We start from the raw sequence: 22,809 nt of genomic DNA, 5'->3' as shown, positions 1-22,809 counted from the left end.
ACCCAATGTCGTCGTAAAGGAAAACAACCCATGAGTCATATACAGGTTCGGGATGATCAGGGCGTTCGTATTATCAGCTTTAATCGCCCAGATAAACGCAATGCACTTGATCTTAATATGTATAAACAACTGACAGAATACCTGATCGAAGGTGAAGCAGACAACGACATTCGTGCCTTTATGCTCCATGGCGAAGATAATTGTTTCACCTCGGGCAATGATGTTGCTGACTTTTTGAAAAATAGTGACTTAGGTCCAAATCATCCTGCGGTGCGCTTCCTATTTTGCCTGTTGGAACTTAAAAAACCGCTGGTCGCCGCCGTCTCTGGTGCCGCCGTTGGCATAGGCACAACGGTACTGCTTCACTGTGATTTGGTCTATGCCGACAATACGGCTAAATTTCAACTGCCCTTCGTGAATTTGGCCCTAGTGCCCGAGGCTGGCGCAAGCTTACTCTTACCCGAATTGGTGGGTTATCAAAAGGCGGCGGAGCTCTTGCTGCTCGGCGAAAGTTTTGATGCAAATACTGCGCACCGACTGAATATCATTAACGATGTGATCGCCCAAGAAGAGTTACTCGGTTACGCCCTGAGTCAGGCCAAGAAATTGGCAAATCAGCCACCGCAAGCACTGCAAATCACCCGTCAGTTGATGCGACCACATAAAAACCGCGTGCAACATCAGATGCATCAAGAATTAGAACAATTTAGTGCAAGACTCAAAAGCGATGAAGCAAAAGCCAGATTTCAGGCTTTTCTTAAAAAGTGATGCTCACTTAAACAGTGTTCACTATTGGCATGAGGGTCGATGCGCCCTCTTGTTGATAGCATCCCGCTAAAGACTGTGTCCATAAACTTGCATCGGCAATTCCATTCACATCCCCAAATTGGGGGAGTAAAACGTAGGTTAAATCGGTCTTTTCCATTGGTCCACAAGTAAAGCCAACACAAAGTAAACCAGCAGACTCACACCCGGCATAAACAGAATCGCGCCGGCCCACACTACACGAGTCCAAAAACAGGACCAACCAAATTGCCACGCCATACCGGAGGCAACACCACAGACTAAACGTTCTGAATTGTCCATTCGCATTTGCGCTCGTTTCATTTTGAACTCCAATTGATGAATAATTTACTTATCGCTGACACTGTGCCACTGAAACCAGCAGATAATTCCTGAAAACAACGCGAGGCTAATCACTGGTAGCAGTAGCAGAGTCATAAGAGGTGCTACAAACCACATAGGCAGCTCCTTACTTGTTTGCGCTGTATTCGCCTGAGGTGACAGACTCACCTTGGTTATCGGCGCTCAGTGTTAGCTGGCTATTGAAGTCATAGATACTTTCAGCTAATTGTGTTTGCAGTGATAACACCAGTTCACGCTTAGTGTTAACCAACAACTCCTGCGCTTGGGTGCTCAGCGTTTGCTCGATGGCGCCCACTACATCAGATACAGGTGCTGCTTCGGCGTGTACAGAAACACTCGCCATTAATGCACCAAATAACACACTCGCTTGAACTGATTTTTTAACGTTTGAAGTAAACATGATGTCGTCCCTTTCCGATTGATTAACTTGACATAGGGACTATTACAAAGGGCGTGCCAACTTATCAAACCATGCTTAACACACTAATTTAATTAGATTTAAAAATTTATTTTAAGCTATAACGAAATAAGCGGGATATTTAGGAAAGGTAAAGTGGTGAAAAATACTACAAGCATTAGTCAATCTCACCACTTTTTAAATCGAATAATTATTGAGCAATTATTTCGCTCTGAATACTTTGGTAAGCCTGCTTGACCACCTCAATACCTGCACCATTTTTATGGGCGTTTTCGCTCAAATAACGACGCCACGCACGGGCACCCGGTAAGCCTTGGAATAAGCCTATCATATGGCGAGTGATATGATTTAAGCGCCCGCCCGCCTGCAAGTGAGCCTCGATATAGGGCAACATAGCCTCAATCACAGCTTCACGGCTAATTACCGCCTTCTGGCTACCACAGAGGATTTGGTCAACCTGCGCCAGAATATAGGGATTTTGGTAAGCCTCACGTCCTACCATCACACCATCTAAGTACTGCAAGTGGTTTTTGGCCTGTTCAAGGCTCGTTATGCCACCGTTAATGCTGATATTGAGCGTCGGATAATCACGCTTAAGCTGATATACCCTGTCGTAGTCTAAGGGCGGGATCTCGCGATTTTCCTTCGGGCTTAAGCCCTGCAGCCACGCCTTACGCGCATGGATAATAAACTCACCACAGCCTTTAGCCATGACAGTATCAATAAAGTGAGTCAAAAACTCATAGCTATCCTGCTCGTCAATGCCGATACGCGTTTTTACCGTCACAGGAATATCAACCACTTGCTTCATAGCATCGACACATTCAGCCACCAGCTCGGGTTCAGCCATCAAACAGGCACCAAAGCGACCGTTTTGCACCCGATCGGAAGGACAGCCCACATTGAGATTCACTTCATCATAACCGCGCTCGGCGGCAAGTTTGGCGCAGCGAGCAAGTTCAGCAGGATTCGAGCCCCCCAATTGTAATGCAAGGGGATGTTCTTCTTGGTTATAGGCAAGATAATCACCACGGCCATGCAAAATCGCCCCCGTCGTCACCATCTCGGTATACAACAAGGCATTTGCCGACATTAAGCGAGCAAAATAACGATAATGACGATCCGTCCAATCGAGCATGGGCGCAATGGAAAAGGTGCGGTCGAGCTGTAGACCATCATTAAGATTATTTTTCAACACGTGACTATCGACTCAAGTAATTAAAATTTGCCAGTAAGTTCAAGCTTTGAGGGATAAAGCGCCTTAATTTAACTGCAGATGAGCCATGCAGCGCCAGCGTAAAAATACAAAACAGTAAACGAGTTAACGTTTACTGTTTTGTTGCCCCTCAGAGCTGGCGGGATTATACCCTAAACCGCCCGCTTTGGGGAGATGAAGCAGGGGCAGAAGCCTAGCTTAGGATCACTACAACTCGCTCCAATGTCTGAGCAAGTTATGGTAAACCCCCGTCAGATTAAACAACTCTTGTTCTGACGCGGCCTGCGCCGTCAACGCTTGAATCGATTGATCGAGTTGAAATAGCAAGCGGCGCTGCCCCTCATCGCGCACCATACTCTGCAGCCACATAAAAGCGGCGGTGCGTTCACCCGAGGTAACAGGAGTGACCTGATGCAGACTCGTTGACGGATACAACACCAATGAGCCCGCCGCGAGCTTTATGCTTTGCTGGCCATAGGTATCTTGGATCACCAGCTCACCACCTTGATAAGTGTCTGGTTCACTTAAAAATAAGGTGGCCGACAGATCGGTGCGCACCATACCTTCGCTGGTCGAGCGAATCGCGTTATCAATATGGTAGCCAAAGGTTTCGCCACCTTGATAACGATTAAACAAAGGAGGATAAAACTGTAATGGCAGCGCCGCCGACACAAATAAAGGGTAGGCCAACAAGCGCGCCATGATCAGCTCGCCGATTTGCAGTACGACAGGGTCATCTTTGTCTAACTGTTGGTTACGTTTGCGGGTACTCGCCATCACGCCCGAGGTCTGATTGCCATCAATCCAAGTGCGGGCATCGAGCTCTTGCCTTAGCTGATTGACTTCTTCTTTAGAAAAAACATTCGGAATTTCAATAAGCATTTCAAAATCCTATTGGAATAGCATAAACATCAAAGGCAGCCCTAGGGCTGCCATTCAGATCTCGATTAATACGGCTTAGAAGTGCATATCGGCACTTAACATCACTAAGCGACCAGCGGCCATATTGGCAAAGTGCGCGGTATACGCTTTATCGTAATAACGCTCATCCGTTAGATTTTGCACGTTCAGGCGTAAGGTCAAGAATTCACTCATTTTATAAGATGAAGTCAAATCAAAACGCCAGTAGGATGGAATCGACAGCGTGTTAGCCGTATTACCATAAACTTTACCCATGTAGTACGCGCCCGTACCAACAGTAAAATCCTCAGTCACATCGTAAGTCGTGAATAAACTTAAGCTATTTTTAGCGGTATTGGGGAAGCGGTTACCATTTTGTGCTTGGTTATAACCATTGCTTTCCAAGGTCGCCTCCAAATAGGTGTAACCACCAAAACCGTGCCAATGCTCAGTGAAGTCACCGGAGAAGCCAAGTTCGAAACCTTTCACCTTTTGCTCACCCACGTTTTCCTGCGGCGAATTACGATCGCCAGAGGTCGCGACCCGAGCGTTGTTTTTCTCGATTTGGAATACCGAACCATTCAAAGATAAACGTCCGGCTAAGAAGTCCCACTTAGTGCCTAACTCGTAGCTTTCAGTATCTTCAGGCTCTAAATCGGCGTTGGTGCTGCCGAGACGGTCCGCGCCATCACCATTTGAGGTACCAGGAGGGTTAGAAGAAGTACCCCACGCGGCATAAATACTGCCGTTTTCAGCGGGCTTATAAAGTACCGATAATTGATAGTTAAAGAAGTCAGTATCATTGCTAAATTGAGAAGTCGAGTTCTCAGCACTGGTGCTGTAATCATCCCAACGGATCCCGGCGTTCACCATCCACGCTTCGGTTAACTCAATGGTGTTAAAGGCATAAAGCGAGCGAGTATCGGTTTCTGTAACTGTCGCATCGGTGCCGAGGGTGATAGTACCAACCCAAGGATCGTGCGGATTCGGATTATCCAGCAGCGTACAGTTGTAGTTGTCCAGCATCGCCTGATCACAACCCGCGTTGCGGCCATTACCCGTATCGACGGTGTAACTTAAATTACTAGTACGTTCGTTACTGAGTTCAGTCCCGACGGCAAAACGGTTCGTCATCCCCGCGAGTTTTGCTTCACCCGAGAGTTGTAATTGAGTGGCTAGAGTCTTAGTAACCGAATGGCGCGACTTAGTGTTTCGCCAAACATAACCATTAGCCACGTTGCCCGTAGTGTCGTCCGGGTTGGTCACAATATAGTAATTGCTGTTACGGCTATAGATGGAGGTCGAAGTGAACTGCATGTCGTTATTAAAATCATGGCTGATCAACACTGACGCCGTATCATCCATAGTGTCGCGAAAATCTCGGGACAACAGACCATAGAAGTTGTCAGGGTCGACATCCGCTGGCTCGCCTGTGGCCTGATCGTAGGGAATACCATAATCAGGAATGTCATGGTTTTCAAAATGATAATATTCGAGCGTCACTTTCGTTGGCGTGGTTAAACCAAAGGTCACCGAAGGCGCTACGCCCCAACGGTTACCCGTGACTTCATCGCGTCCAGGGGTATCGGCATCGTGGGCCATCATGTTGATACGAACCGCAGCCTCATCGGCAATCACATGGTTAACATCGACACTGGCGCGTTTAAGGGAATCCGTTCCAACGGCAACGTCAGCATTAATAAAGTCTTCGGATTGCGCTTTTTTGGTCACAATGTTGATGCTACCACCAACGGCACCACGGCCGTTGTATACAGAGCTTGGGCCTTTCAGGACTTCAATTTGTTCAATGTTAAAGGTTTCACGGCTTTGTGAGCCCACATTACGCATACCATTGATAAAGGTTGAAGATTGGGCATCGTAACCACGGATGAAAGGTCTATCACCGTAGGGGTTGCCACCCTCACCTGTACCTAAGGTAATACCAGGAGTTGCACGTAGCGCATCGGTAAAACTTTGGGCGCCCATGTCTTTGATTAAATCTTGATTGATAACGGTAACAGTTTTAGCGGTATTGAGCAGGTCTTCGGTAAATTTACCCGATTGCACTTTACGGCTGTTGTAACCTAAGTACTCCCCGTTTACTTCAATATGCTCGACTTTTTTATCAACGACTTGCGTTTGCCCTTCCGTTGCCATCGCGGGAATGGCCGAAACCGCCATCCCAATCGTTAACGAACCTAAAACATGAGCACCGAGTGTGACTCGGCCATTACGACGTTTTGCAAATTTCATCAAAAACATTCCTGTTGCGGACTAAACCTGTAACAGATGCCCCCCACCTGTTAATCGCCGCTAATATATTCAAAACATAATTTGCAATCAATAATTATTATCATTTACATTACAATTTAATCTTTATCACATTATCAACAGCGATTGAGTGCTAGGTCTCAATTAGCAAGATATGAGGAAAAACATTTGCACGAATTGAATTTAACAATATGAAAATAAAAGAAATTCAGTATTAAATGGGAAATGCTGCGCTTGCAAAGTGCTGAATAATCAAGCTTCTCTCGAAAACTGATGGATAAATCATTGGAAAGGTATAAGAGGCCGAATGGACCCAAATCAACGGCCGTTGCGCGAAGCAGATGTATTCAGATGCGTAAGATTAAAGGACTGTGTCTTGAGCCTCTGCACGGATAAACAACAATAAAATCGTGAAATTAACCTCACATTTCCATTTGTGTCATCTAAGCTGATAGAGTGTGATTAAGATTGCTGTGGTTCAGCCACTTTTCGTCTAACCTTAATGACATGGTGACCATAAGGCTTAAGTTCATAAGAGGAAACACTGAAGCATGAACGTCAATTTTATTAACCCTTTTCTGCAATCCCTGCTCAATGTCATTTCGACGATGGCAAGCATGGATCTCACTCCGGGCAAGCCCCAAATTAAAACCGACAACTTAGCCAAAGGTGATGTGTCGGGGTTAATTGGTATGGTTGGGCCGCAGACTAAGGGATCGTTATCTATTACCTTTGAACAAAAGCTGGCACTGCAGATCATGCAAAATATGCTTGGGGAAAACCCTGGTAAGATAAACGAAGAAGTCACCGATCTCGTGGGTGAAATTACCAACATGGTCACAGGTGGGGCAAAAAATCTTTTAGGGCAAAAGGGTTACGAGTTCGAAATGGCAACCCCTATGGTGGTCTCGGGTAAAGGGCATACTATTTCCCATAAAGCGAACGGCACCAAAATTATCATGCCCTTCAGCAGCCCATTCGGTAACGCCTTTATTGAAATCTGCTTCGAGAATTAATTCATATCGTTCATGTCGCTCTGCAAGATTGATTATCGCTTCAAAGGCTTAATAACCAAGTGCAGAAAGGCGGGCAGCAAACCGCTCAATCTCCCGCTTCTTAGGGTATAAAAAACGGCGCAAATGCGCCGTTTTTTATTTCTACTCTGATGGCTTATGCAAGGCACACCGCCACCCTTGGGGTGAGTTTAGTCACTAACTCATAGGCGATGGTGCCAATGTGTTCGGCGACTTCCTCAACGGGCAAGGCGGCGCCCCAAAGCAGGGCTTCATCGCCAACTTGGTCTGTCGCATCGGCGCCTAAATCAACGGTTAACATATCCATAGATACACGACCAACAATCGGCACTCGGCGACCATTAACCCATACAGGCGTACCTTCTGGCGCATTGCGCGGATAACCATCACCGTAACCAATCGCCACGACACCAAGGCGAGTATCTTGTTTCGCCGTCCAATAACAACCATAGCCAACGGGCTGTCCCGCCTTGTGATCGCGCACCGCAATCAAACGCGAGACTAAGTTCATCGCCGGGATCAGACCATGATTGGCACCGCAATCCCCCGTCACAGGTGAGACACCATAAAGTGCAATTCCTGGGCGGATCCAGTCCCCTTGGCTCTTAGGCCAATAGAGGGCGCCCGCAGAATTAGCTAAGGTTCTAAACCCAGGCAAATCCGCGGTTAACTGGTTAAAGGTTTGCATTTGCACTTGGGTATAATGATTTTCAGGTTCATCGGCACAGGCAAAGTGAGTCATCAAATGGATAGGCTTGGCGACATTATCACAGGCCATCAAACGCGCATAAACCTGCGTAAATTGCTCAGGCGTCACGCCTAAACGATGCATGCCAGAATCCACTTTCAACCATACGGTGACAGGTTTTGATAGCCTCGCCTGCTCTAACATCTCGATTTGCGACTCGTGGTGCACCACAGTATCGATATCGTGAGCCACCAACAGAGGTAAATCAGTGCTGCGAAAGAAGCCTTCAAGTAATAACAAGCGCGCCTTCACGCCACCGGCGCGCAGTTCTAAGGCCTCTTCTAAACGGGCTAAGCCAAAGCCATCGGCAGTGTGTAAACAGTTGGCGACATTTAATAATCCATGACCATAACCATTGGCTTTCACCACCGCCATCACTTGGCTGCGACTCGCCTGTTGACGCAAGACGGCGAGATTGTTTTGCAGTGCACTACTGCTAATTTCTGCTCGGGGAAAAGGTTTCAAAATTTGCCTTGTCTATTTGGAAAGTCAGGAAATAAAAAGAATACATAAGCAGTGCTTAGCTTCTAACACCAGAAATTAATCTTCTTCAAACTGCGGGCCAGCGTAGTTATCAAAACGGGAAAACTGGCCTTGGAAGGTCAAACGCACACGTCCAATGGGGCCGTTACGCTGCTTACCTATGATGATTTCCGCCGTGCCCTTATCGGGAGAATCGTTGTTATACACCTCATCACGGTAAATAAACATGATGAGGTCCGCATCCTGCTCAATAGACCCCGATTCACGTAAGTCCGAGTTCACTGGGCGCTTATCGGCACGTTGTTCGAGCGAGCGGTTAAGCTGGGAAAGTGCAATCACGGGGATCTCTAACTCTTTAGCCAATGCTTTGAGAGATCGAGAAATTTCGGCGATTTCTAGGGTACGATTGTCCGATAACGCAGGTACTTGCATCAGCTGCAAGTAGTCGACCATGATCATCGATAAGCCGCCATGTTCACGGGCGATACGGCGAGCACGGCTGCGCACTTCGGTCGGGGTTAAGCCTGAACCGTCGTCGATATACATCTTGCCCTGCTCGAGCATGATCCCCATGGTCGAGGATACCCGCGCCCAATCCTCATCATCGAGCTGTCCGGTACGGATTTTGGTTTGGTCGACGCGGCCCAAGGAGGCCAACATACGCATCATGATCTGTTCCGAGGGCATCTCGAGACTGAAAATCAGCACAGGTTTGTCTTCATTCATCGCCGCCTGCTCGCAGAGGTTCATCGCGAAGGTGGTTTTACCCATAGAAGGACGCGCCGCGACGATGATCAAGTCGCCGGATTGGAAGCCCGCTGTCATACGGTCAAGATCGCTAAAACCGCTCGACACCCCTGTCACACCGTTGTGCGGGTTGTTGTAGAGTTGCTCAATCTTATCGACGGTTTTTTCGAGAATGGTTTTAATGCCTTCGGGACCTTCGTTGGCATTGGTACGCTGCTCGGCAATCTTAAAGACTTTACTCTCGGCCAAGTCGAGCAAGGCGCTAGAGTCACGTCCTTCGGGATTGTAACCCGCATCGGCAATCTCATGGGCGACACGGATCATCTCCCGCACCACGGCGCGCTCGCGCACAATCTCGGCGTAGGAAACAATGTTACCCGCGCTCGGGGTGTTTTTGGCAATCTCGCCTAAATAAGCAAAGCCGCCCGCTTCTTCGAGTTGGTTTTCAACTTCAAGCTGTTCAGAAACCGTAATTAAGTCGATGGGTTGACCACTTTCAACCAAACGGTGCATGGCCGCAAAAATCATTCGGTGGGAGCGGGAATAAAAATCCTCTTTCACCACAGTCTCGGCCACTTTATCCCAAGCGTCGGCGTCTAACATTAGGCCACCTAAGACCGATTGTTCAGCCTCTATCGAATGCGGCGGCAGCTTTAAGCTATCGACCTGCACATCTGTCGGCTTATTCTTAGGTTTAAACGCACCTTGTTGTGACATTAACACTCCCGATTTCCAACAACTTAACAAAATATGATATAAAACCCGCGTCAAGCAAACAGGCCGTTTACATTCGCCTGTTACTTCATTCCAACGGACACTCTAACTAAAAATAAGGAAAGAACATGCGTATTGCATTGGTTGCAGCCTTAGTACTGACCTCTGGCGTAGCAACAGCCGATGAAGGACAATGGCAACCTTATCAAATGCCTTCAATTGCAGACAAACTCAGCGCGCGTGGAATCGATATTCCCGCTGACAAATTAGCCGATCTCACCAGTTATCCAATGAATGCCGTTGTTGGGCTGGGCTATTGTACCGCCAGTTTTGTCTCGCCCCAAGGGCTAGTTGTGACAAACCATCATTGTGCCTACAAGGCGATACAATATAACACTAAGAAAGAACATAACTATCTCGAACAGGGCTTTTTAGCCACCTCGATGGATAAAGAACCGTCGGCAGGTCCTAACGAGCGTTTATACATCACCGAAGCCGTGACCAATGTCACCAGCGATGTCACCAAAGACCTCAGTCAAGATCCACTCAAACGCTACGAAGACATTGAAAACCACAGCAAAGCCTTAGTCAAAAGCTGTGAGGCCGATGATAACTACCGCTGTAACGTGCGCAGCTTCCACAATGGCTTGGAATATTACCTCATCAAGCAATTGATGATCCGCGATGTTCGCTTAGTGTACGCGCCACCAGAAAGCGTTGGCGCTTACGGCGGTGATATCGATAACTACGAGTATCCACGCCACTCGGGCGATTTTGCCTTCCTGCGCGCCTATGTAGGTAAAGATGGCAAGCCAGCGGCTTACAGCGAAGATAACATTCCTTACACGCCAAAGAGTTACCTAAAAGTGAACGCCGATGGTGTGAAAGCGGGTGACGGTGTGTTTGTGGCGGGTTACCCTGGCACCACCAACCGTTATAACCTCACCAGCGAGCTTAAATTTGCCAGCGACTGGTTATACCCAACTCAGGCAAAACGCTATCAATTACAGATTGATACTATCGAAGCCATGGGTCAGGAAGATGCCGACATCGCCATTAAATATGCAGGCAATATGGCGTCGATGGCGAACCGGATGAAAAAACTCAACGGTCTGCTGGCAGGCTTTAAAGCCACGGATATCGTTGGTATTAAACAGCAACGCGAAGATGATTTTCTGGCTTGGTTAAAGAAAAACCCTGACCTTAATCAAAACCTTATCAGCGAGCTAGAAGTTTTACTGGCCGAGCAGCAACTGCAAACCCAAACCAATTATTACTTCACCAACGCCCAATCGAGCACACTGCTCACTGCGGCCAATAGCCTCTATCGCTTAGCCAAGGAAAAGCAAAAGAGCGATGCCGAGCGTGAAATCGGTTTCCAAGAGCGTGACCTTGCCATGTTCAGCTCGCGCCTGAAGCGTATCGACTCCAGCTTTGACGTTAAAGTCGATAAAACCCTTTGGTTACAAGATTTAAATTCCTACTTATCACAACCCAACCGTGTTGCCGCCTTAGACAATAAGCTGAATCTAGACGATAAAAATGTCAGCCTAGAAGCAAAACTCGACGGCCTGTATTCGCTCACGACGCTGACAGACCAAGCGCAACGTCTGGCGTGGATGGATGCCGATGCGAAGGCCTTTGAAACCAGCAGCGATCCCTTTATCCGCCTCGCTGTCGCGTTGTACGACACCAATATGGCACAAGAAAAGGCAGAAAAAATTCTAGCGGGTAAACTGTCTACCGCTCGCCCAGCCTACATGGCTGCCGTTATCGACTACTACAAAGCCAACAACTGGCCTGTGTATCCCGATGCAAACGGTACCCTACGTATCAGCTACGGAATGGTCGATGGTTATCAATCCCGTGATGCGCTTTACAAACAGCCATTTACTCGCCTCGATGGCATCGTAGCTAAGCACACTGGTGTTGAGCCCTATAACGCTCCGAAAAAACTGCTCGATGCAATCCATGAGCAGCGTTTTGGCAATCACTTAGTGAAATCTGTCTACCAAGATCCACGCAGCTGGATTTGCCGTCTGTTCTCTTGCTTAGACAAGCCAGAAGAATTTAACTCTGTGCCAGTTAACTTCCTGTCGAGCGTCGATACCACGGGTGGTAACTCGGGCTCACCTGTCTTTAACGGCAAAGGCGAACTCGTCGGCCTGAACTTCGATTCCACCTATGAAGCCATTACCAAGGACTGGTTCTTCAACCCCACCATCACCCGCGCCGTACACGTAGATATTCGATATATCCTGTGGATGATGGATGAAGTAGACCATGCCGATAATTTAATTAAAGAACTCGATTTAGTGAGAAATTAATCCCGAGAGCAAGTTAAGCAGTCCTGAAAAAGCCGCTCAGCGTTAAGCTGTAAGCGGCTTTTATTTTGGCTTCTATTTTAGAACGCATGAACTTTAACATTGAAGATTATCTGAATATGGCTGGCACAGCCATCGATAGCAGAACAACTATTATAAACCGGAGTACATGTCCACAAATCCAAAATTCAGCCATAAAAAAACACCGCCGAAGCGGTGTTTTTTTAGTTTAAAGCAGTTGGTAATTAAGCTTCTGCAACAACAGATACTTTAACAACAGCTTTAACTTCAGTGTGTAACTGAACTTCAACTTCGAAGTCACCAGTAGTACGCAGAGCGCCTAATGGTAAACGAACTTCAGCTTTAGCCAGTTCAACGCCAGCAGCAGTTACTGCATCAGCGATGTCACGAGTGCCAACTGAACCAAACAGTTTGCCTTCATCACCAGCTTTAGAAGCGATAACAACAGCTTCCAGAGCAGCGATTTTTTCAGCGCGTTGGTTAGCAGCAGCCAGATCAGCAGCTAATTTAGCTTCTAATTCAGCGCGACGAGCTTCAAATACTTTAACGTTGCTTTCGTTAGCAACAACAGCTTTACCTTGTGGCAGCAGGTAGTTACGAGCGTAACCAGCTTTAACTGCAACTTGGTCACCCAGGTTACCCAGGTTAGCGATTTTATCAAGCAGAATAACGTTCATTATCAAATCCTCTATATTCGATTAGGAATACTGCAATTACTGATGTAAATCAGTGTATGGCAGTAGAGAAAGATAACGAGCACGCTTGATTGCGCGAGCTAGTTGACGCTGATATTTAGCACTAGTACCAGTGATACGGCTTGGAACGATCTTGCCGCTTTCAGTGATGTAGTTCTTTAAAGTAACGATATCTTTGTAATCAATTTCTGCAACACCTTCAGCGGTGAAACGGCAGAACTTGCGACGACGGAAATAACGTGCCATTTGACAGTCTCCTAAGTTTTCAATTCGACATTTTCGGCATGGATGACTAAGCGATTTTGGCCATTTCGCCCCTGTTGAAGCGTCATAAAACCTTGAACTTGTACTTCCACACCTGCTTTCAGATTGTCTGCCACGCTTTCAAAGCGTGGGCCACTCAATATCACTTGTATTTGTACGTAGACGTTGCGGAGCATATCTGCTTCATAACGCTGCGATTTGTGTTCTAGCATTATCACACTGTGTGCGATGCCTGCCGGGCTTTTAAAGCGTCTGGAACGGGTTATGGTTCCTGACAACACCAAGTTATTGGTGGTCACAGATAAACTTACTCAGCGATTTCTTCAGCGTTAGCTTCATCATATGAGCGGTCGCCAGCTGGGCCACGACGTGAATCGCGCTCATCTTTAGCTTTCGCCATTGGAGATGCTTCAGTAACGGCAACTTTAGTACGCATTACCATGTTACGCAGAACTGCGTCGTTGAAACGGAAAGCAGTTTCTAGCTCTTCAATCGTCTCTGCTGGTGCTTCAACGTTCATCAGAACGTAGTGAGCTTTGTGCAGGTCTTGGATTGGGTAAGCCAGTTGACGACGGCCCCAATCTTCTAAACGGTGGATTTTGCCGTTAGCTTCGGTGATTGCACCGGTGTAACGCTCAATCATACCTGGTACTTGTTCACTTTGATCTGGGTGAACCATAAATACGATTTCGTAATGACGCATTTATTGCTCCTTACGGTTATGTAGCCTCGTTATTGGCTCAGTCAGACCAAGTGGAGGCAAGGAACGAAAATAGTGACTGATTCGAGCGCGAGATAGTACAGAAAGCAGACGCGAAACTCAAGCAATAACTTTGCCTCAACCCGCAATACGGGTATGATGACGCCTCACCCCTATTCGGATATCAAACATCAGCCACTCAAGAACCCAGACTAATGTTACGAGCAATGCTAAAAGTTATCGCCCCTTTGAGTTTGTTTTGCCTATCATTTCCGGCACTTGCGCTTGTACCTCCCGATTATCAGGAACCGCCAAGCGATTTTACTGCTGAAGTCGAAGCCGGCTTACAATTGAACACGGGCAATACCGAGTCGAGCAGTTTTAATGGTCGCACCCAGCTGATTTACGATGCCAAGCAAACGAAACAAGAAGCCACGCTAAAAGCGTATTTCGCCTCAGAGAAAAACCAAACCACCTCAGAGAAGTACGAACTCCAACTGCAGAGCAACTATAAACTCACTAAGGGTTATATCTTTGGCCGTGGTGACTTCACTTGGGATCAGTTCGGTAGTTATACCCAAATCTCAACCCTTTCTTCGGGTTATGGTTTTAATGCCATCAGTACCTATAAGACCAAACTCAGCCTCGAAGTCGGTCCGGGTTATCGATACAACCTGCCTGCAGAATCGGTCGCTGAGCCCGATCCCGCCGCCGAAAAGGATGTGATTTTGCGTACTGCGGCAAAGTTTTCGCAAAAATTGCAGGAATACACCAGCATCAATGCCGATCTCACCGCCGAGGTGGGCGAGAATAACAATACTCTCACCCTCGACATGAACTACAAAAACTTAGTGTTCCAGGATTGGGCATTTAAAATCGGCATGAACGTCAAGTACACCGAAGTGGTTCCCGAAGGCAGTAAGCAGACTGACACAGTCACTACCTTTAACTTGCTCTATACCTTTAGATAATAGAGGTACTCAGTGGTTTGGCTGAAACTAGGTTCACCCTCTCAGCCAAATCCCATTTCAGTCTAATTGAGTGATCCACACACAAAAATGATAACTCAGTCATTAAATCCCAACATATTGCAACACGGAATAAACACCAACTCCTGATATACTCTCCCTGCAACCATACAAGGAGTAGTTAATGGCAAATCCGCTACGCACTTTCGCCTCTTTATATAGCACGACTCTATTAACTGTATTGGCAGGCGGTTTACTCACCACCTATTTAGGCCTGCGCCTGTCGGTGATGCACGTTCCACAGCTATGGATAGGCGGCATGATGTCGGCCTATTACGTCGGTCTGGTGGCGGGCTCTAAGATAGGTCACCGTTTGATTGCCCAAGTCGGGCATATTCGCGCCTTTGTCGCCAGCGCTGGGATAGTGGCCGCCTCCGCGCTCGGCCACGCCTTAGTGGATGAGTTAGCTGTTTGGATCCTCTTAAGACTTATCGTCGGTATGGGCATGATGTGCCAATACATGGTGCTCGAAAGCTGGCTCAATGAGCAGGCCGAAAGCAACCAACGCGGCACTGTGTTTGCCAGCTACATGATAGTCTCGTATTTCGGTTTGATATTGGGCCAAGGTGCCATCAGCCTCTATCCTGAACTCGGCCTAGAGCCGCTGTTACTGATCGCCATCTGTTTTGCCCTGTGTATTGTCCCCATTTCCTTGACCCGCCGTATTCACCCTGCGCCACTGGTACCCGCGCCCTTAAAAATCGCCCACTATTGGCGCAAAGCCCCGCAAGCACTGACGACTATTGCGATAGGTAGCATGATTGTCGGCTCCTTTTACGGCTTGGCGCCCGCCTATGCGAGTAACTTAGGTTTACCGCCCGAGAAAGTCGCCACCTATATGACGGCCACCATTCTTGCGGGTCTGCTGGCGCAATGGCCGATGGGGAAGCTATCCGACATCATGTCCCGCAGCCGGCTTATCCGCATTAACTGCGTACTGCTTGGGATCTTAGCGCTAGCTATCGCCCTCACGCCTTACCATCCCACACTCTCACTGGTGATGACGTTTCTGTTCGGTATTCTTGGTTTTACCTTCTACCCTTTGGCGACGGCACTGGCCAACTCCCGTGTCGAGCAGAGCGAAAGGGTCGGTCTATCAGCCACCATATTACTGACCTTCGGTCTTGGGGCCAGTATCGGTCCGCTTATCGCCTCAACCCTAATGCAATGGCTCGGCAACAGCATGCTCTATGGTTTTATGTCGGCCTGTACCTTAATTCTGTTTTTACGCCTGCGTTATGTTCACTCACAACAAAAGGCCGAAACCAATGTAACTCAAGACTACATCATGGCAACTGGTGACTTAGTTTCATCCCCGCTTGCGGCCGCGCTCGACCCAAGGGTTGATGTCGAATCGGTGCAGGAACAAATGACTCCCACGCCCAGCGACGATGAAGAAGATTTAGGTGCCGATGCCCTCGAAGATGATGACACTGACAACGAACAACAGCTGACATTCGAGTTTGACGTTAATCCAGAGCCGACTTTTGTTGACGCAGAAAGTCACGACCAAGAAGAGTCTCATCTCGATGCGGTGAAAACCGCTTAAGAGGGATTTCAGTTATTCGAGACAATAAAAAAGACGGGCTAGCCCGTCTTTTTTATGGAAAGCTATCGATTAGCTACGGCGTTGACGCACGGCTTCGAATAGGCAGATGCCCGTTGCGACCGACACGTTTAAGCTAGAAACGCTCCCCGCCATCGGAATCGAGACCAAGGTATCGCAACATTCACGACTTAGGCGGCGTAAGCCTTTGCCTTCGGCGCCCATCGCAATCGCTAGCGGCCCTTTAAGATCGGCTTGATATAGCTCGCAATCCGCCTCGCCCGCCGTGCCGACAATCCACACGCCCTTTTCCTGCAGATGACGCATGGTACGCGCAAGATTAGTCACTTGGAATAAGGGCACAGTTTCGGCGGCGCCGCAGGCCACTTTACTCACCACAGCGGTTAAGCCAACTGAATTGTCCTTCGGCACAATAATGCCCTGCACACCCGCAGCATCTGCGTTACGTAAGCAAGCACCTAGGTTATGCGGATCGGTAACACCATCTAAAATCAAAAAGAACGGTAAGTCGGTCTTAGCTAACAACTCATCTAAGTCATGCTCACCAAGGATTTTAGCAGCCTTAACACGGGCAACAATGCCTTGGTGCTGAGCACTCTCGGCTTTATCATCCAACACTTTGCGTGATGTCACTTGGATGCTAGTGCCAAAAGCTTTAGCCTGGCGGATCAGCGGCGTTAAACGCTCATCTTCACGGCCCTGCAACAGCCAAAGTTCAATAATGCGCTCTGGGCTGTGTTTTAACAGCGCTTCAACCGCGTGGATCCCAAAAATAATATCTTGTTTCTTCATTTACTTCTTTCTCGTGCTCCGCTTCGCGGCCTTTGGCTTTTTCGCCGAATTTTTTACGCTTTTCTTAGGCTTAGCGCCTGCTTTAGACTTGGACTTACTCGCCCCGGCCTTATCTGAACTGGCTTTCGATTTCGCGCCTGTCGATTTAGCCGCCTTAGCCATTTTGGCGCCTTCACGGTTTACCCGCTCACGTGCCGTCATCGGTTTTTCTCGACTTGGCGCAGACTTACGGCGACCGCCTTTTCCACTGTCGCCGAGCATGACTAAGTCAATCTGTCTATCATCCAAGTTTACCGCAGCCACTTTTACCGTGACGGGATCACCCACTTGATAGATTTGACCCGTGTGCTCACCAATCAATCGCTGACGCATAGGATCGAACTGGTAATAATCGCTGCCCAGGCTAGAAATATGCACTAAGCCATCGATAAATAAGTCATTTAAGCGAACGAATAAACCAAAGTTAGTGACAGAGGCAATAACCGCCTCGAAGGTGTCACCCACATGGTCCTGCATAAATTCACATTTCAGCCAGTCGCTTACATCACGCGTCGCTTCATCGGCACGACGCTCGGTGTTCGAACATTCTTCGCCTAAGAGATCCAACTCATCGAGCTGATAATGGTAGCCACCATCGGATGTCCACTTTTCATTGGCTTCGCCTTTTTCCTTCGCCAATAAATAGCGGATCACGCGGTGAAGCACTAAGTCAGGATAACGGCGAATAGGCGAGGTGAAGTGCGCATATTCTTCGAGTGCTAAACCAAAATGACCTTCGTTATCAGGTGTATAAATAGCTTGGCGCATTGAGCGCAGCAACATCACTTGAATAAGCTCGGCATCGGGCCTATCGGCGATTTGCAGCATCACATTCTGGTAATCCGCAGGCGTTGGCTCAAGTCCACCGCCCATGCTTAAACCACGTTCGGCCAGAAACTCTTTAAAGTTTGCCAGCTTCTGCTCAGAGGGCGACTCATGCACGCGATAGAGGATTTCACCCTTGTGCTTTTTCACAAACTTAGCGGCCGATACGTTGGCCAAAATCATACATTCTTCAATGATTTTATGAGCTTGATTACGCGCTCTTGGCACAATCTTATCGATCTTGCGCTGATCGTTAAAAATAAACTGCGTTTCTAAGGTCTCAAAGGCAATCGCACCACGCTCGGCGCGCTGTTCATCGAGCGCTAAATAGAGTGACTGCAAACATTGCAGATGCGGGAATAGCGCTTCATGTTCAGGCGCAATAGGTCCGCCTTCGAGCATGCCAGCCACTTGGGTGTAAGTGAAGCGCGCATGTGAATGCATTACCGCGGGATAAAACTTATAACCAGAGAGCTTACCTCGGGCTGAAATCGTCATCTCAGCGACCATACACAGGCGGTCGACATGGGGATTAAGCGAGCACAGGCCGTTAGAGATTTTCTCCGGCAGCATAGGGATCACTTGCGACGGGAAATACACAGAGTTACCACGGGCACGGGCTTCGGTATCTAGGGCCGAATCGGTACGCACATAGTAGCTCACATCCGCAATCGCCACCCACAGACGCCATCCGCCACTAGGCTTAACTTCGGCATATACCGCATCGTCAAAGTCGCGGGCATCTTCACCATCGATGGTCACTAAGGGCAGATCTCGCAGATCGACGCGGCCAACTTTATCGGCTTCGGTCACTTCATCTGGGATCCGGCGCAGTTTTTTCTCAATCACCGCCGACCACGTATGGGGAAGATCGTAATTGCGCAGGGCTATTTCGATTTCCATTCCCGGTGCCATTTGCTTGCCAAGCACTTCGGTCACTTTGCCTGCGGCTTTAACAAATCGACCGGGACGGCGGGTTAATTCTACCACCACCACATCGCCTTGACGGGCGCCATTGCGATCTTCACTAGCGATTAAAATTTCTTGGGTAATGCGCTTATCATCGGCAATCACAAATGCCATGCCACTGTCGACATGGAATCGACCAACAATCGCAGCACTACGGGGCTGGATCAAACGGACAATACGGGCTTCTCGACGACCTTTACGATCCATACCGGCTTTTTGTGCCAGCACTTTATCGCCATGGAAATACATCAGCATGTCGCGATTTGAGATAAATAAATCGTCGCCACCTTCGTCAGGTTTAAAGAAGCCGTAGCCTTCTCTGTGCCCAAGAACAATGCCGGAGATCAGATCCATTTTATCAGGTAAGCCGTAGCTTTGACCGCGGGTAAATACCAATTCACCGTCGCGCTCCATCGCCCGTAAACGGCGGCGCAGGGCTTCTAATTGCTCTTCATCATGGATCTGTAGTGCAGCAGCGATGCTGTCACGGGTAATAGGTGATTTTTGAGAACGTAAGTACTCGATAATATACTCACGACTTGGGATAGGGTTTTCGTACTTATCCTGTTCACGCTCGAAATGAGGGTCTTTGATCATTCAATATCCAATATTTCTGTCTCAATCTGTAGAGACAACTCAACGGGTTCGCAAGTGCTCTTGCTGGGCCCGCGCCACTGCACTGGCGGGCATTTTAGCGGCTAACACCTGCAGTAATGACAAGGCTTTTTTCTTAGTCGCCTCATCGGTAAATACATTGTTGTATAACCAGTTATAGGCCATTTCATAGTCTCTTGGACTACCATAACCTTCACCGTATAAACGGACCAGCATCATCCGCGCGGCTAAACTACCGCTCGCTGCCGCTGGCAATAAATAATTGACCGCACGGTCTTTATTACGAATAACAAACTTACCATTTTGATAATATTCGGCAAGTTTCACCATGGCCTCGGGGCTGCCCTGCTCAGCTGCATCACGCAATAACCCCATCCCTTTGACCGCATTGGCTTTTACACAGGTTCCGTGGTTGAGCATTTCTCCCCACAAAAACTGATACAGGGGCTGCTTTAAGACTTCTGCGCGCGCTTCGATGTCTTGCACTAACTGACAGTCATCTTGTTTGACTCTTGCCAAATACTTTTCACCGCGGATCATTTCAAGCAATTGATCTTGAGAATAAATATCCACCGCCTGTGTTTCAGCAAAGCACATTGAAGATACTAAGGGCAGCAGCGCAACTAATGCAGTACGTAGCATAACGACTCTCAATGACAATAAGGTGAATACTTGCATCGGCAGTATAACCTATTTCTTGAGCTCGAGCCGAATTTCTAACCACGAAAGCAAACAGGAAGGAACAGCAGAGGGTGAAAAGGCCGTGAAACACGGCCTCTACGATTTTAGTTAAACGGGCTAACTAAAATCATCGTCTCATTACGGTCTGGACCGGTAGAAATGATGTCGATCGGCGTTTCTAACAACTCTTCAATACGCTTGATGTAGTTGATAGCTGCTTGCGGTAACTGATCTAAAGAGGTCGCACCGAAAGTTGACTCGCTCCAGCCTGGCATAGTTTCATAAACAGGAGTGACCTGCTCATAACCTTCAGCTGCTAATGGCGTAACTTTGGAGATAGTGCCATCTGGATGTTGATAACCCACACAGATCTTCACTTCTTTCAGGCCATCAAGTACGTCTAACTTTGTTAAGCAGAAGCCGCTTACGCTGTTGATTTGTACTGCGCGGCGCATTGCCACTGCATCTAACCAACCTGGACGACGTTTACGACCAGTAGTCGCACCAAATTCATGACCTTTAGTCCCTAAATGATCACCTACTTCACATAAGAGTTCAGTTGGGAAAGGACCAGCACCAACGCGAGTGGTGTATGCCTTCATGATACCTAAGACATAGTCTAAATGACGTGGACCAAAGCCGCTGCCTGTCGCCACACCACCTGCGGTCGTATTTGACGAAGTCACAAACGGATAAGTACCGTGGTCAATGTCTAACAGTGTACCTTGTGCGCCTTCGAACAGGATTGGCTCACCCGCTTTACGCGCGTTATCCAAAAGTTCAGTCACGTCAACACACATACTCTTCAGATAGTCAGCTAAGGCTAACGCATCGCTAAGTGTTTGCTCGTAATCTACGGCGTCAACTTTGTAGTACTCTGTCAGCATAAAGTTATGATATGCCATAACTTCTTTCAGCTTTTCAGCAAATAGTTCAGCATTGAACAGATCGCCCACACGCAGACCGCGACGAGAAATCTTATCTTCATACGCAGGACCAATACCACGACCCGTAGTACCAATAGCTTTGTTACCGCGCGCTTTTTCGCGAGCGATGTCTAAGGCACAGTGGAATGGTAGGATCAGCGGACATGCTTCAGAAATCAGCAGACGTTCCTCAACAGGAATGCCACGCTCTTTGAGCATGTTGATTTCTTTCATCAGTGCGTCGGGTGCAAGCACTACACCATTACCGATAATGCATTTAACATTGTCGCGTAGGATGCCTGATGGGATCAGATGAAGTACGGTTTTATCGCCATTGATCACTAAAGTGTGACCTGCGTTATGACCGCCCTGGTAGCGAACTACATATTTTGCCTGTTCTGTTAGAAGGTCGACAATCTTACCTTTTCCTTCGTCACCCCATTGAGTGCCGAGAACAACTACGTTTTTGCCCATTGTTTGCTGCAAGGTTGTGGTTAAAAAAGAATTCTAACAGATTTTAAACCGCAAGTGGTAAGGCATTTATGAAAAAATAATCAAAATGACCACACCAGCAGTGACTAATGAGCCACCGATGCGACGCAAAACTTGCTGATTTTGATTGGAAAGTTCATTTAAATATCGGCGCCATTTATTGGGGAATAACAATGGTCCCACACCTTCCAAAATCAACACCAGTGCCACGGCTAGCATAAATAACTGTAAGCTCATCTTCCTCTCTCTTAGCTTTTTCTACCCTAAAAATCGGTGATTAATACGAGGATAACCAATTTTAGGCAATAAAAAACCCAGCATAAGCTGGGTTTTTTGAGATTCCAAAACGTATTAACGCTTAGAGAATTGTGGCTTACGACGTGCTTTACGTAGACCCACTTTCTTACGCTCAACTTTACGAGCGTCACGGGTAACGAAACCAGCAGAACGTAATGATGGACGCAGAGCTTCATCTAATTGCATCAGGGCACGAGTGATACCGTGACGGATTGCACCTGCTTGGCCAGTGATACCACCGCCTTTAACAGTTACATAGATGTCCAGCTTGTCAGTCATTTCAACTAACTCTAATGGTTGACGAACAACCATACGAGCAGTTTCACGACCAAAGTATTGGTCCAAAGGACGTTGATTTACAACGATGTTGCCACTACCAGCTTTAGCGAATACGCGTGCTGTAGAGGTTTTGCGACGGCCAGTGCCGTAGTACTGAGTTGCAGCCATTTGCTTAATCCCGTTTAGATATCAAGAACTTGAGGTTGTTGTGCAGCGTGGTTATGTTCTGCGCCAGCGTAAACTTTCAGTTTACGGAACATGGCACGGCCCAGTGGACCTTTTGGTAACATACCCTTAACTGCTTTCTCGATGATCATTTCTGGCTTATGAGCTTGCAGCTTTTCAAAGCTGATTTGCTTAATGCCACCAGGGAAGCCTGAGTGCGAGTAGTACGTCTTGCCTTGCGCTTTGTTACCAGTAACAGTAACTTTCTCAGCGTTGATAACGATGATGTAATCACCAGTGTCAACGTGAGGAGTGTATTCAGGCTTGTGCTTACCGCGTAAACGCAGAGCGATTTCGGTAGCGATACGACCTAAAGTTTTGCCGTCTGCATCAACGACGAACCAGTCACGAGTTACAGTTTCTGGTGTAGCAGTAAAAGTCTTCATTATTACA

The 22,809-nt window shown here is 47.8% G+C and carries 23 protein-coding genes; 5 read left to right on the top strand and 18 right to left on the bottom strand.

Annotation, left to right across the window (positions count from 1 at the left end):
• Positions 1-30: 30 nt before the first annotated feature.
• A complete protein-coding gene (locus N5E87_RS03660; RefSeq protein WP_011625227.1) occupies positions 31-768 on the top strand; it encodes an enoyl-CoA hydratase-related protein in 738 nt (245 codons plus the stop codon).
• 138 nt (positions 769-906) lie between these two features.
• Here N5E87_RS03660 and N5E87_RS03655 read toward each other — a convergent pair whose 3' ends face one another.
• From N5E87_RS03655 to N5E87_RS03635, 5 genes are all read right to left on the bottom strand, one after another.
• Entirely contained in the window at positions 907-1,107 is a 201-nt protein-coding gene (locus tag N5E87_RS03655; RefSeq protein WP_011623980.1) for a PspC domain-containing protein, read from the bottom strand.
• Between the two features lie 145 nt (positions 1,108-1,252).
• Complete coding sequence (locus tag N5E87_RS03650) at positions 1,253-1,546, bottom strand: hypothetical protein (protein WP_011623981.1); 294 nt, start codon at positions 1,544-1,546, stop codon at positions 1,253-1,255.
• Positions 1,547-1,754: 208 nt separating this feature from the next.
• A complete protein-coding gene (dusA, locus tag N5E87_RS03645) occupies positions 1,755-2,762 on the bottom strand; it encodes a tRNA dihydrouridine(20/20a) synthase DusA (protein ID WP_086901996.1) in 1,008 nt (335 codons plus the stop codon).
• 225 nt (positions 2,763-2,987) lie between these two features.
• Complete coding sequence (locus tag N5E87_RS03640; protein ID WP_086901995.1) at positions 2,988-3,662, bottom strand: Fe2+-dependent dioxygenase; 675 nt, start codon at positions 3,660-3,662, stop codon at positions 2,988-2,990.
• A 75-nt stretch (positions 3,663-3,737) separates the two neighbouring features.
• A complete protein-coding gene (locus N5E87_RS03635) occupies positions 3,738-5,933 on the bottom strand; it encodes a TonB-dependent siderophore receptor (RefSeq protein ID WP_086901994.1) in 2,196 nt (731 codons plus the stop codon).
• Positions 5,934-6,502: 569 nt separating this feature from the next.
• On the opposite strand from N5E87_RS03635, the gene N5E87_RS03630 reads away from it, so the two are divergent.
• Complete coding sequence (locus N5E87_RS03630) at positions 6,503-6,967, top strand: chemotaxis protein CheX (RefSeq protein ID WP_086901993.1); 465 nt, start codon at positions 6,503-6,505, stop codon at positions 6,965-6,967.
• A 154-nt stretch (positions 6,968-7,121) separates the two neighbouring features.
• Here N5E87_RS03630 and alr read toward each other — a convergent pair whose 3' ends face one another.
• Together alr and dnaB are read right to left on the bottom strand one after the other, a co-directional pair.
• Positions 7,122-8,198 (bottom strand): alanine racemase, encoded by a 1,077-nt coding sequence (gene alr, locus N5E87_RS03625; protein WP_086901992.1) that lies wholly within the window; start codon positions 8,196-8,198, stop codon positions 7,122-7,124.
• A gap of 75 nt (positions 8,199-8,273) precedes the next feature.
• On the bottom strand, positions 8,274-9,680 hold the full coding sequence (dnaB, locus tag N5E87_RS03620) for a replicative DNA helicase (protein ID WP_011715877.1): 1,407 nt from the start codon (positions 9,678-9,680) through the stop codon (positions 8,274-8,276).
• Between the two features lie 125 nt (positions 9,681-9,805).
• On the opposite strand from dnaB, the gene N5E87_RS03615 reads away from it, so the two are divergent.
• Complete coding sequence (locus N5E87_RS03615) at positions 9,806-12,004, top strand: S46 family peptidase (RefSeq protein WP_086901991.1); 2,199 nt, start codon at positions 9,806-9,808, stop codon at positions 12,002-12,004.
• A 242-nt stretch (positions 12,005-12,246) separates the two neighbouring features.
• Here the strand turns inward: N5E87_RS03615 and rplI are convergent, their stop codons facing one another.
• Genes rplI through rpsF form a run of 4 tightly spaced genes read right to left on the bottom strand, consistent with a single transcriptional unit; the run spans position 12,247 to position 13,684 of the window.
• Entirely contained in the window at positions 12,247-12,699 is a 453-nt protein-coding gene (rplI, locus tag N5E87_RS03610; protein ID WP_011623996.1) for a 50S ribosomal protein L9, read from the bottom strand.
• A 36-nt stretch (positions 12,700-12,735) separates the two neighbouring features.
• Positions 12,736-12,963, bottom strand: coding sequence for a 30S ribosomal protein S18 (rpsR, locus tag N5E87_RS03605; protein ID WP_006083042.1), 228 nt, complete (start codon positions 12,961-12,963; stop codon positions 12,736-12,738).
• An 11-nt stretch (positions 12,964-12,974) separates the two neighbouring features.
• Complete coding sequence (gene priB / locus N5E87_RS03600; RefSeq protein WP_011073673.1) at positions 12,975-13,280, bottom strand: primosomal replication protein N; 306 nt, start codon at positions 13,278-13,280, stop codon at positions 12,975-12,977.
• Between the two features lie 8 nt (positions 13,281-13,288).
• Complete coding sequence (rpsF, locus tag N5E87_RS03595; protein ID WP_011715868.1) at positions 13,289-13,684, bottom strand: 30S ribosomal protein S6; 396 nt, start codon at positions 13,682-13,684, stop codon at positions 13,289-13,291.
• A gap of 224 nt (positions 13,685-13,908) precedes the next feature.
• Here rpsF and N5E87_RS03590 point away from each other — a divergent pair, with 224 nt between their 5' ends.
• Entirely contained in the window at positions 13,909-14,652 is a 744-nt protein-coding gene (locus N5E87_RS03590; RefSeq protein WP_041412545.1) for a DUF481 domain-containing protein, read from the top strand.
• 181 nt (positions 14,653-14,833) lie between these two features.
• Positions 14,834-16,258, top strand: a complete 1,425-nt coding sequence (locus tag N5E87_RS03585) for an MFS transporter (RefSeq protein WP_086901990.1) — start codon at positions 14,834-14,836, stop codon at positions 16,256-16,258.
• A 69-nt stretch (positions 16,259-16,327) separates the two neighbouring features.
• Here N5E87_RS03585 and rlmB read toward each other — a convergent pair whose 3' ends face one another.
• The 7 genes from rlmB to rplM all read right to left on the bottom strand — a co-directional run bounded on the left by rlmB (position 16,328) and on the right by rplM (position 22,802).
• Positions 16,328-17,068 carry a 23S rRNA (guanosine(2251)-2'-O)-methyltransferase RlmB gene (rlmB, locus tag N5E87_RS03580; protein ID WP_086901989.1) on the bottom strand — a complete coding sequence of 247 codons (741 nt, stop codon included), beginning with the start codon at positions 17,066-17,068 and terminating at the stop codon, positions 16,328-16,330.
• Positions 17,069-19,498 (bottom strand): ribonuclease R, encoded by a 2,430-nt coding sequence (rnr, locus tag N5E87_RS03575; RefSeq protein WP_279775079.1) that lies wholly within the window; start codon positions 19,496-19,498, stop codon positions 17,069-17,071.
• 39 nt (positions 19,499-19,537) lie between these two features.
• Positions 19,538-20,194 carry a flagellar protein MotX gene (gene motX / locus N5E87_RS03570; RefSeq protein ID WP_082389636.1) on the bottom strand — a complete coding sequence of 219 codons (657 nt, stop codon included), beginning with the start codon at positions 20,192-20,194 and terminating at the stop codon, positions 19,538-19,540.
• A gap of 107 nt (positions 20,195-20,301) precedes the next feature.
• Positions 20,302-21,597: an adenylosuccinate synthase gene (locus N5E87_RS03565; RefSeq protein ID WP_055647687.1), complete on the bottom strand. Its 1,296-nt coding sequence runs from the start codon at positions 21,595-21,597 to the stop codon at positions 20,302-20,304.
• A gap of 66 nt (positions 21,598-21,663) precedes the next feature.
• The gene (locus N5E87_RS03560; RefSeq protein WP_047533524.1) at positions 21,664-21,852 is read right to left on the bottom strand and encodes a DUF2065 domain-containing protein; all 189 of its coding nucleotides are present in this window, start codon (positions 21,850-21,852) and stop codon (positions 21,664-21,666) included.
• Positions 21,853-21,966: 114 nt separating this feature from the next.
• Complete coding sequence (gene rpsI / locus N5E87_RS03555) at positions 21,967-22,359, bottom strand: 30S ribosomal protein S9 (protein ID WP_006083052.1); 393 nt, start codon at positions 22,357-22,359, stop codon at positions 21,967-21,969.
• Positions 22,360-22,373: 14 nt separating this feature from the next.
• Positions 22,374-22,802 (bottom strand): 50S ribosomal protein L13, encoded by a 429-nt coding sequence (rplM, locus tag N5E87_RS03550; protein WP_011073682.1) that lies wholly within the window; start codon positions 22,800-22,802, stop codon positions 22,374-22,376.
• Positions 22,803-22,809: the final 7 nt, after the last annotated feature.

The sequence above is a fragment of the Shewanella sp. GD03713 genome, from assembly GCF_029843705.1.
In the GTDB taxonomy this organism is placed as follows: Bacteria; Pseudomonadota; Gammaproteobacteria; order Enterobacterales; family Shewanellaceae; genus Shewanella.
Note: the sequence above shows the minus strand (reverse complement) of the source record. Positions and strands in the feature narration are given on the sequence as shown.

Bases quoted from the DNA above. Each gene is read 5' to 3' on its own strand.
- N5E87_RS03660 (WP_011625227.1), top strand. From the start codon at position 31: ATGAGTCATATACAGGTTCGGGATGATCAGGGCGTTCGTATTATCAGC.
- N5E87_RS03655 (WP_011623980.1), bottom strand. From the start codon at position 1,107: ATGAAACGAGCGCAAATGCGAATGGACAATTCAGAACGTTTAGTCTGT.
- N5E87_RS03650 (WP_011623981.1), bottom strand. From the start codon at position 1,546: ATGTTTACTTCAAACGTTAAAAAATCAGTTCAAGCGAGTGTGTTATTT.
- N5E87_RS03640 (WP_086901995.1), bottom strand. From the start codon at position 3,662: ATGCTTATTGAAATTCCGAATGTTTTTTCTAAAGAAGAAGTCAATCAG.
- N5E87_RS03635 (WP_086901994.1), bottom strand. From the start codon at position 5,933: ATGAAATTTGCAAAACGTCGTAATGGCCGAGTCACACTCGGTGCTCAT.
- N5E87_RS03630 (WP_086901993.1), top strand. From the start codon at position 6,503: ATGAACGTCAATTTTATTAACCCTTTTCTGCAATCCCTGCTCAATGTC.
- dnaB (WP_011715877.1), bottom strand. From the start codon at position 9,680: ATGTCACAACAAGGTGCGTTTAAACCTAAGAATAAGCCGACAGATGTG.
- N5E87_RS03615 (WP_086901991.1), top strand. From the start codon at position 9,806: ATGCGTATTGCATTGGTTGCAGCCTTAGTACTGACCTCTGGCGTAGCA.
- rplI (WP_011623996.1), bottom strand. From the start codon at position 12,699: ATGAACGTTATTCTGCTTGATAAAATCGCTAACCTGGGTAACCTGGGT.
- rpsR (WP_006083042.1), bottom strand. From the start codon at position 12,963: ATGGCACGTTATTTCCGTCGTCGCAAGTTCTGCCGTTTCACCGCTGAA.
- rpsF (WP_011715868.1), bottom strand. From the start codon at position 13,684: ATGCGTCATTACGAAATCGTATTTATGGTTCACCCAGATCAAAGTGAA.
- N5E87_RS03590 (WP_041412545.1), top strand. From the start codon at position 13,909: ATGCTAAAAGTTATCGCCCCTTTGAGTTTGTTTTGCCTATCATTTCCG.
- N5E87_RS03585 (WP_086901990.1), top strand. From the start codon at position 14,834: ATGGCAAATCCGCTACGCACTTTCGCCTCTTTATATAGCACGACTCTA.
- rlmB (WP_086901989.1), bottom strand. From the start codon at position 17,068: ATGAAGAAACAAGATATTATTTTTGGGATCCACGCGGTTGAAGCGCTG.
- rnr (WP_279775079.1), bottom strand. From the start codon at position 19,498: ATGATCAAAGACCCTCATTTCGAGCGTGAACAGGATAAGTACGAAAAC.
- motX (WP_082389636.1), bottom strand. From the start codon at position 20,194: ATGCAAGTATTCACCTTATTGTCATTGAGAGTCGTTATGCTACGTACT.
- N5E87_RS03565 (WP_055647687.1), bottom strand. From the start codon at position 21,597: ATGGGCAAAAACGTAGTTGTTCTCGGCACTCAATGGGGTGACGAAGGA.
- N5E87_RS03560 (WP_047533524.1), bottom strand. From the start codon at position 21,852: ATGAGCTTACAGTTATTTATGCTAGCCGTGGCACTGGTGTTGATTTTG.
- rpsI (WP_006083052.1), bottom strand. From the start codon at position 22,359: ATGGCTGCAACTCAGTACTACGGCACTGGCCGTCGCAAAACCTCTACA.
- rplM (WP_011073682.1), bottom strand. From the start codon at position 22,802: ATGAAGACTTTTACTGCTACACCAGAAACTGTAACTCGTGACTGGTTC.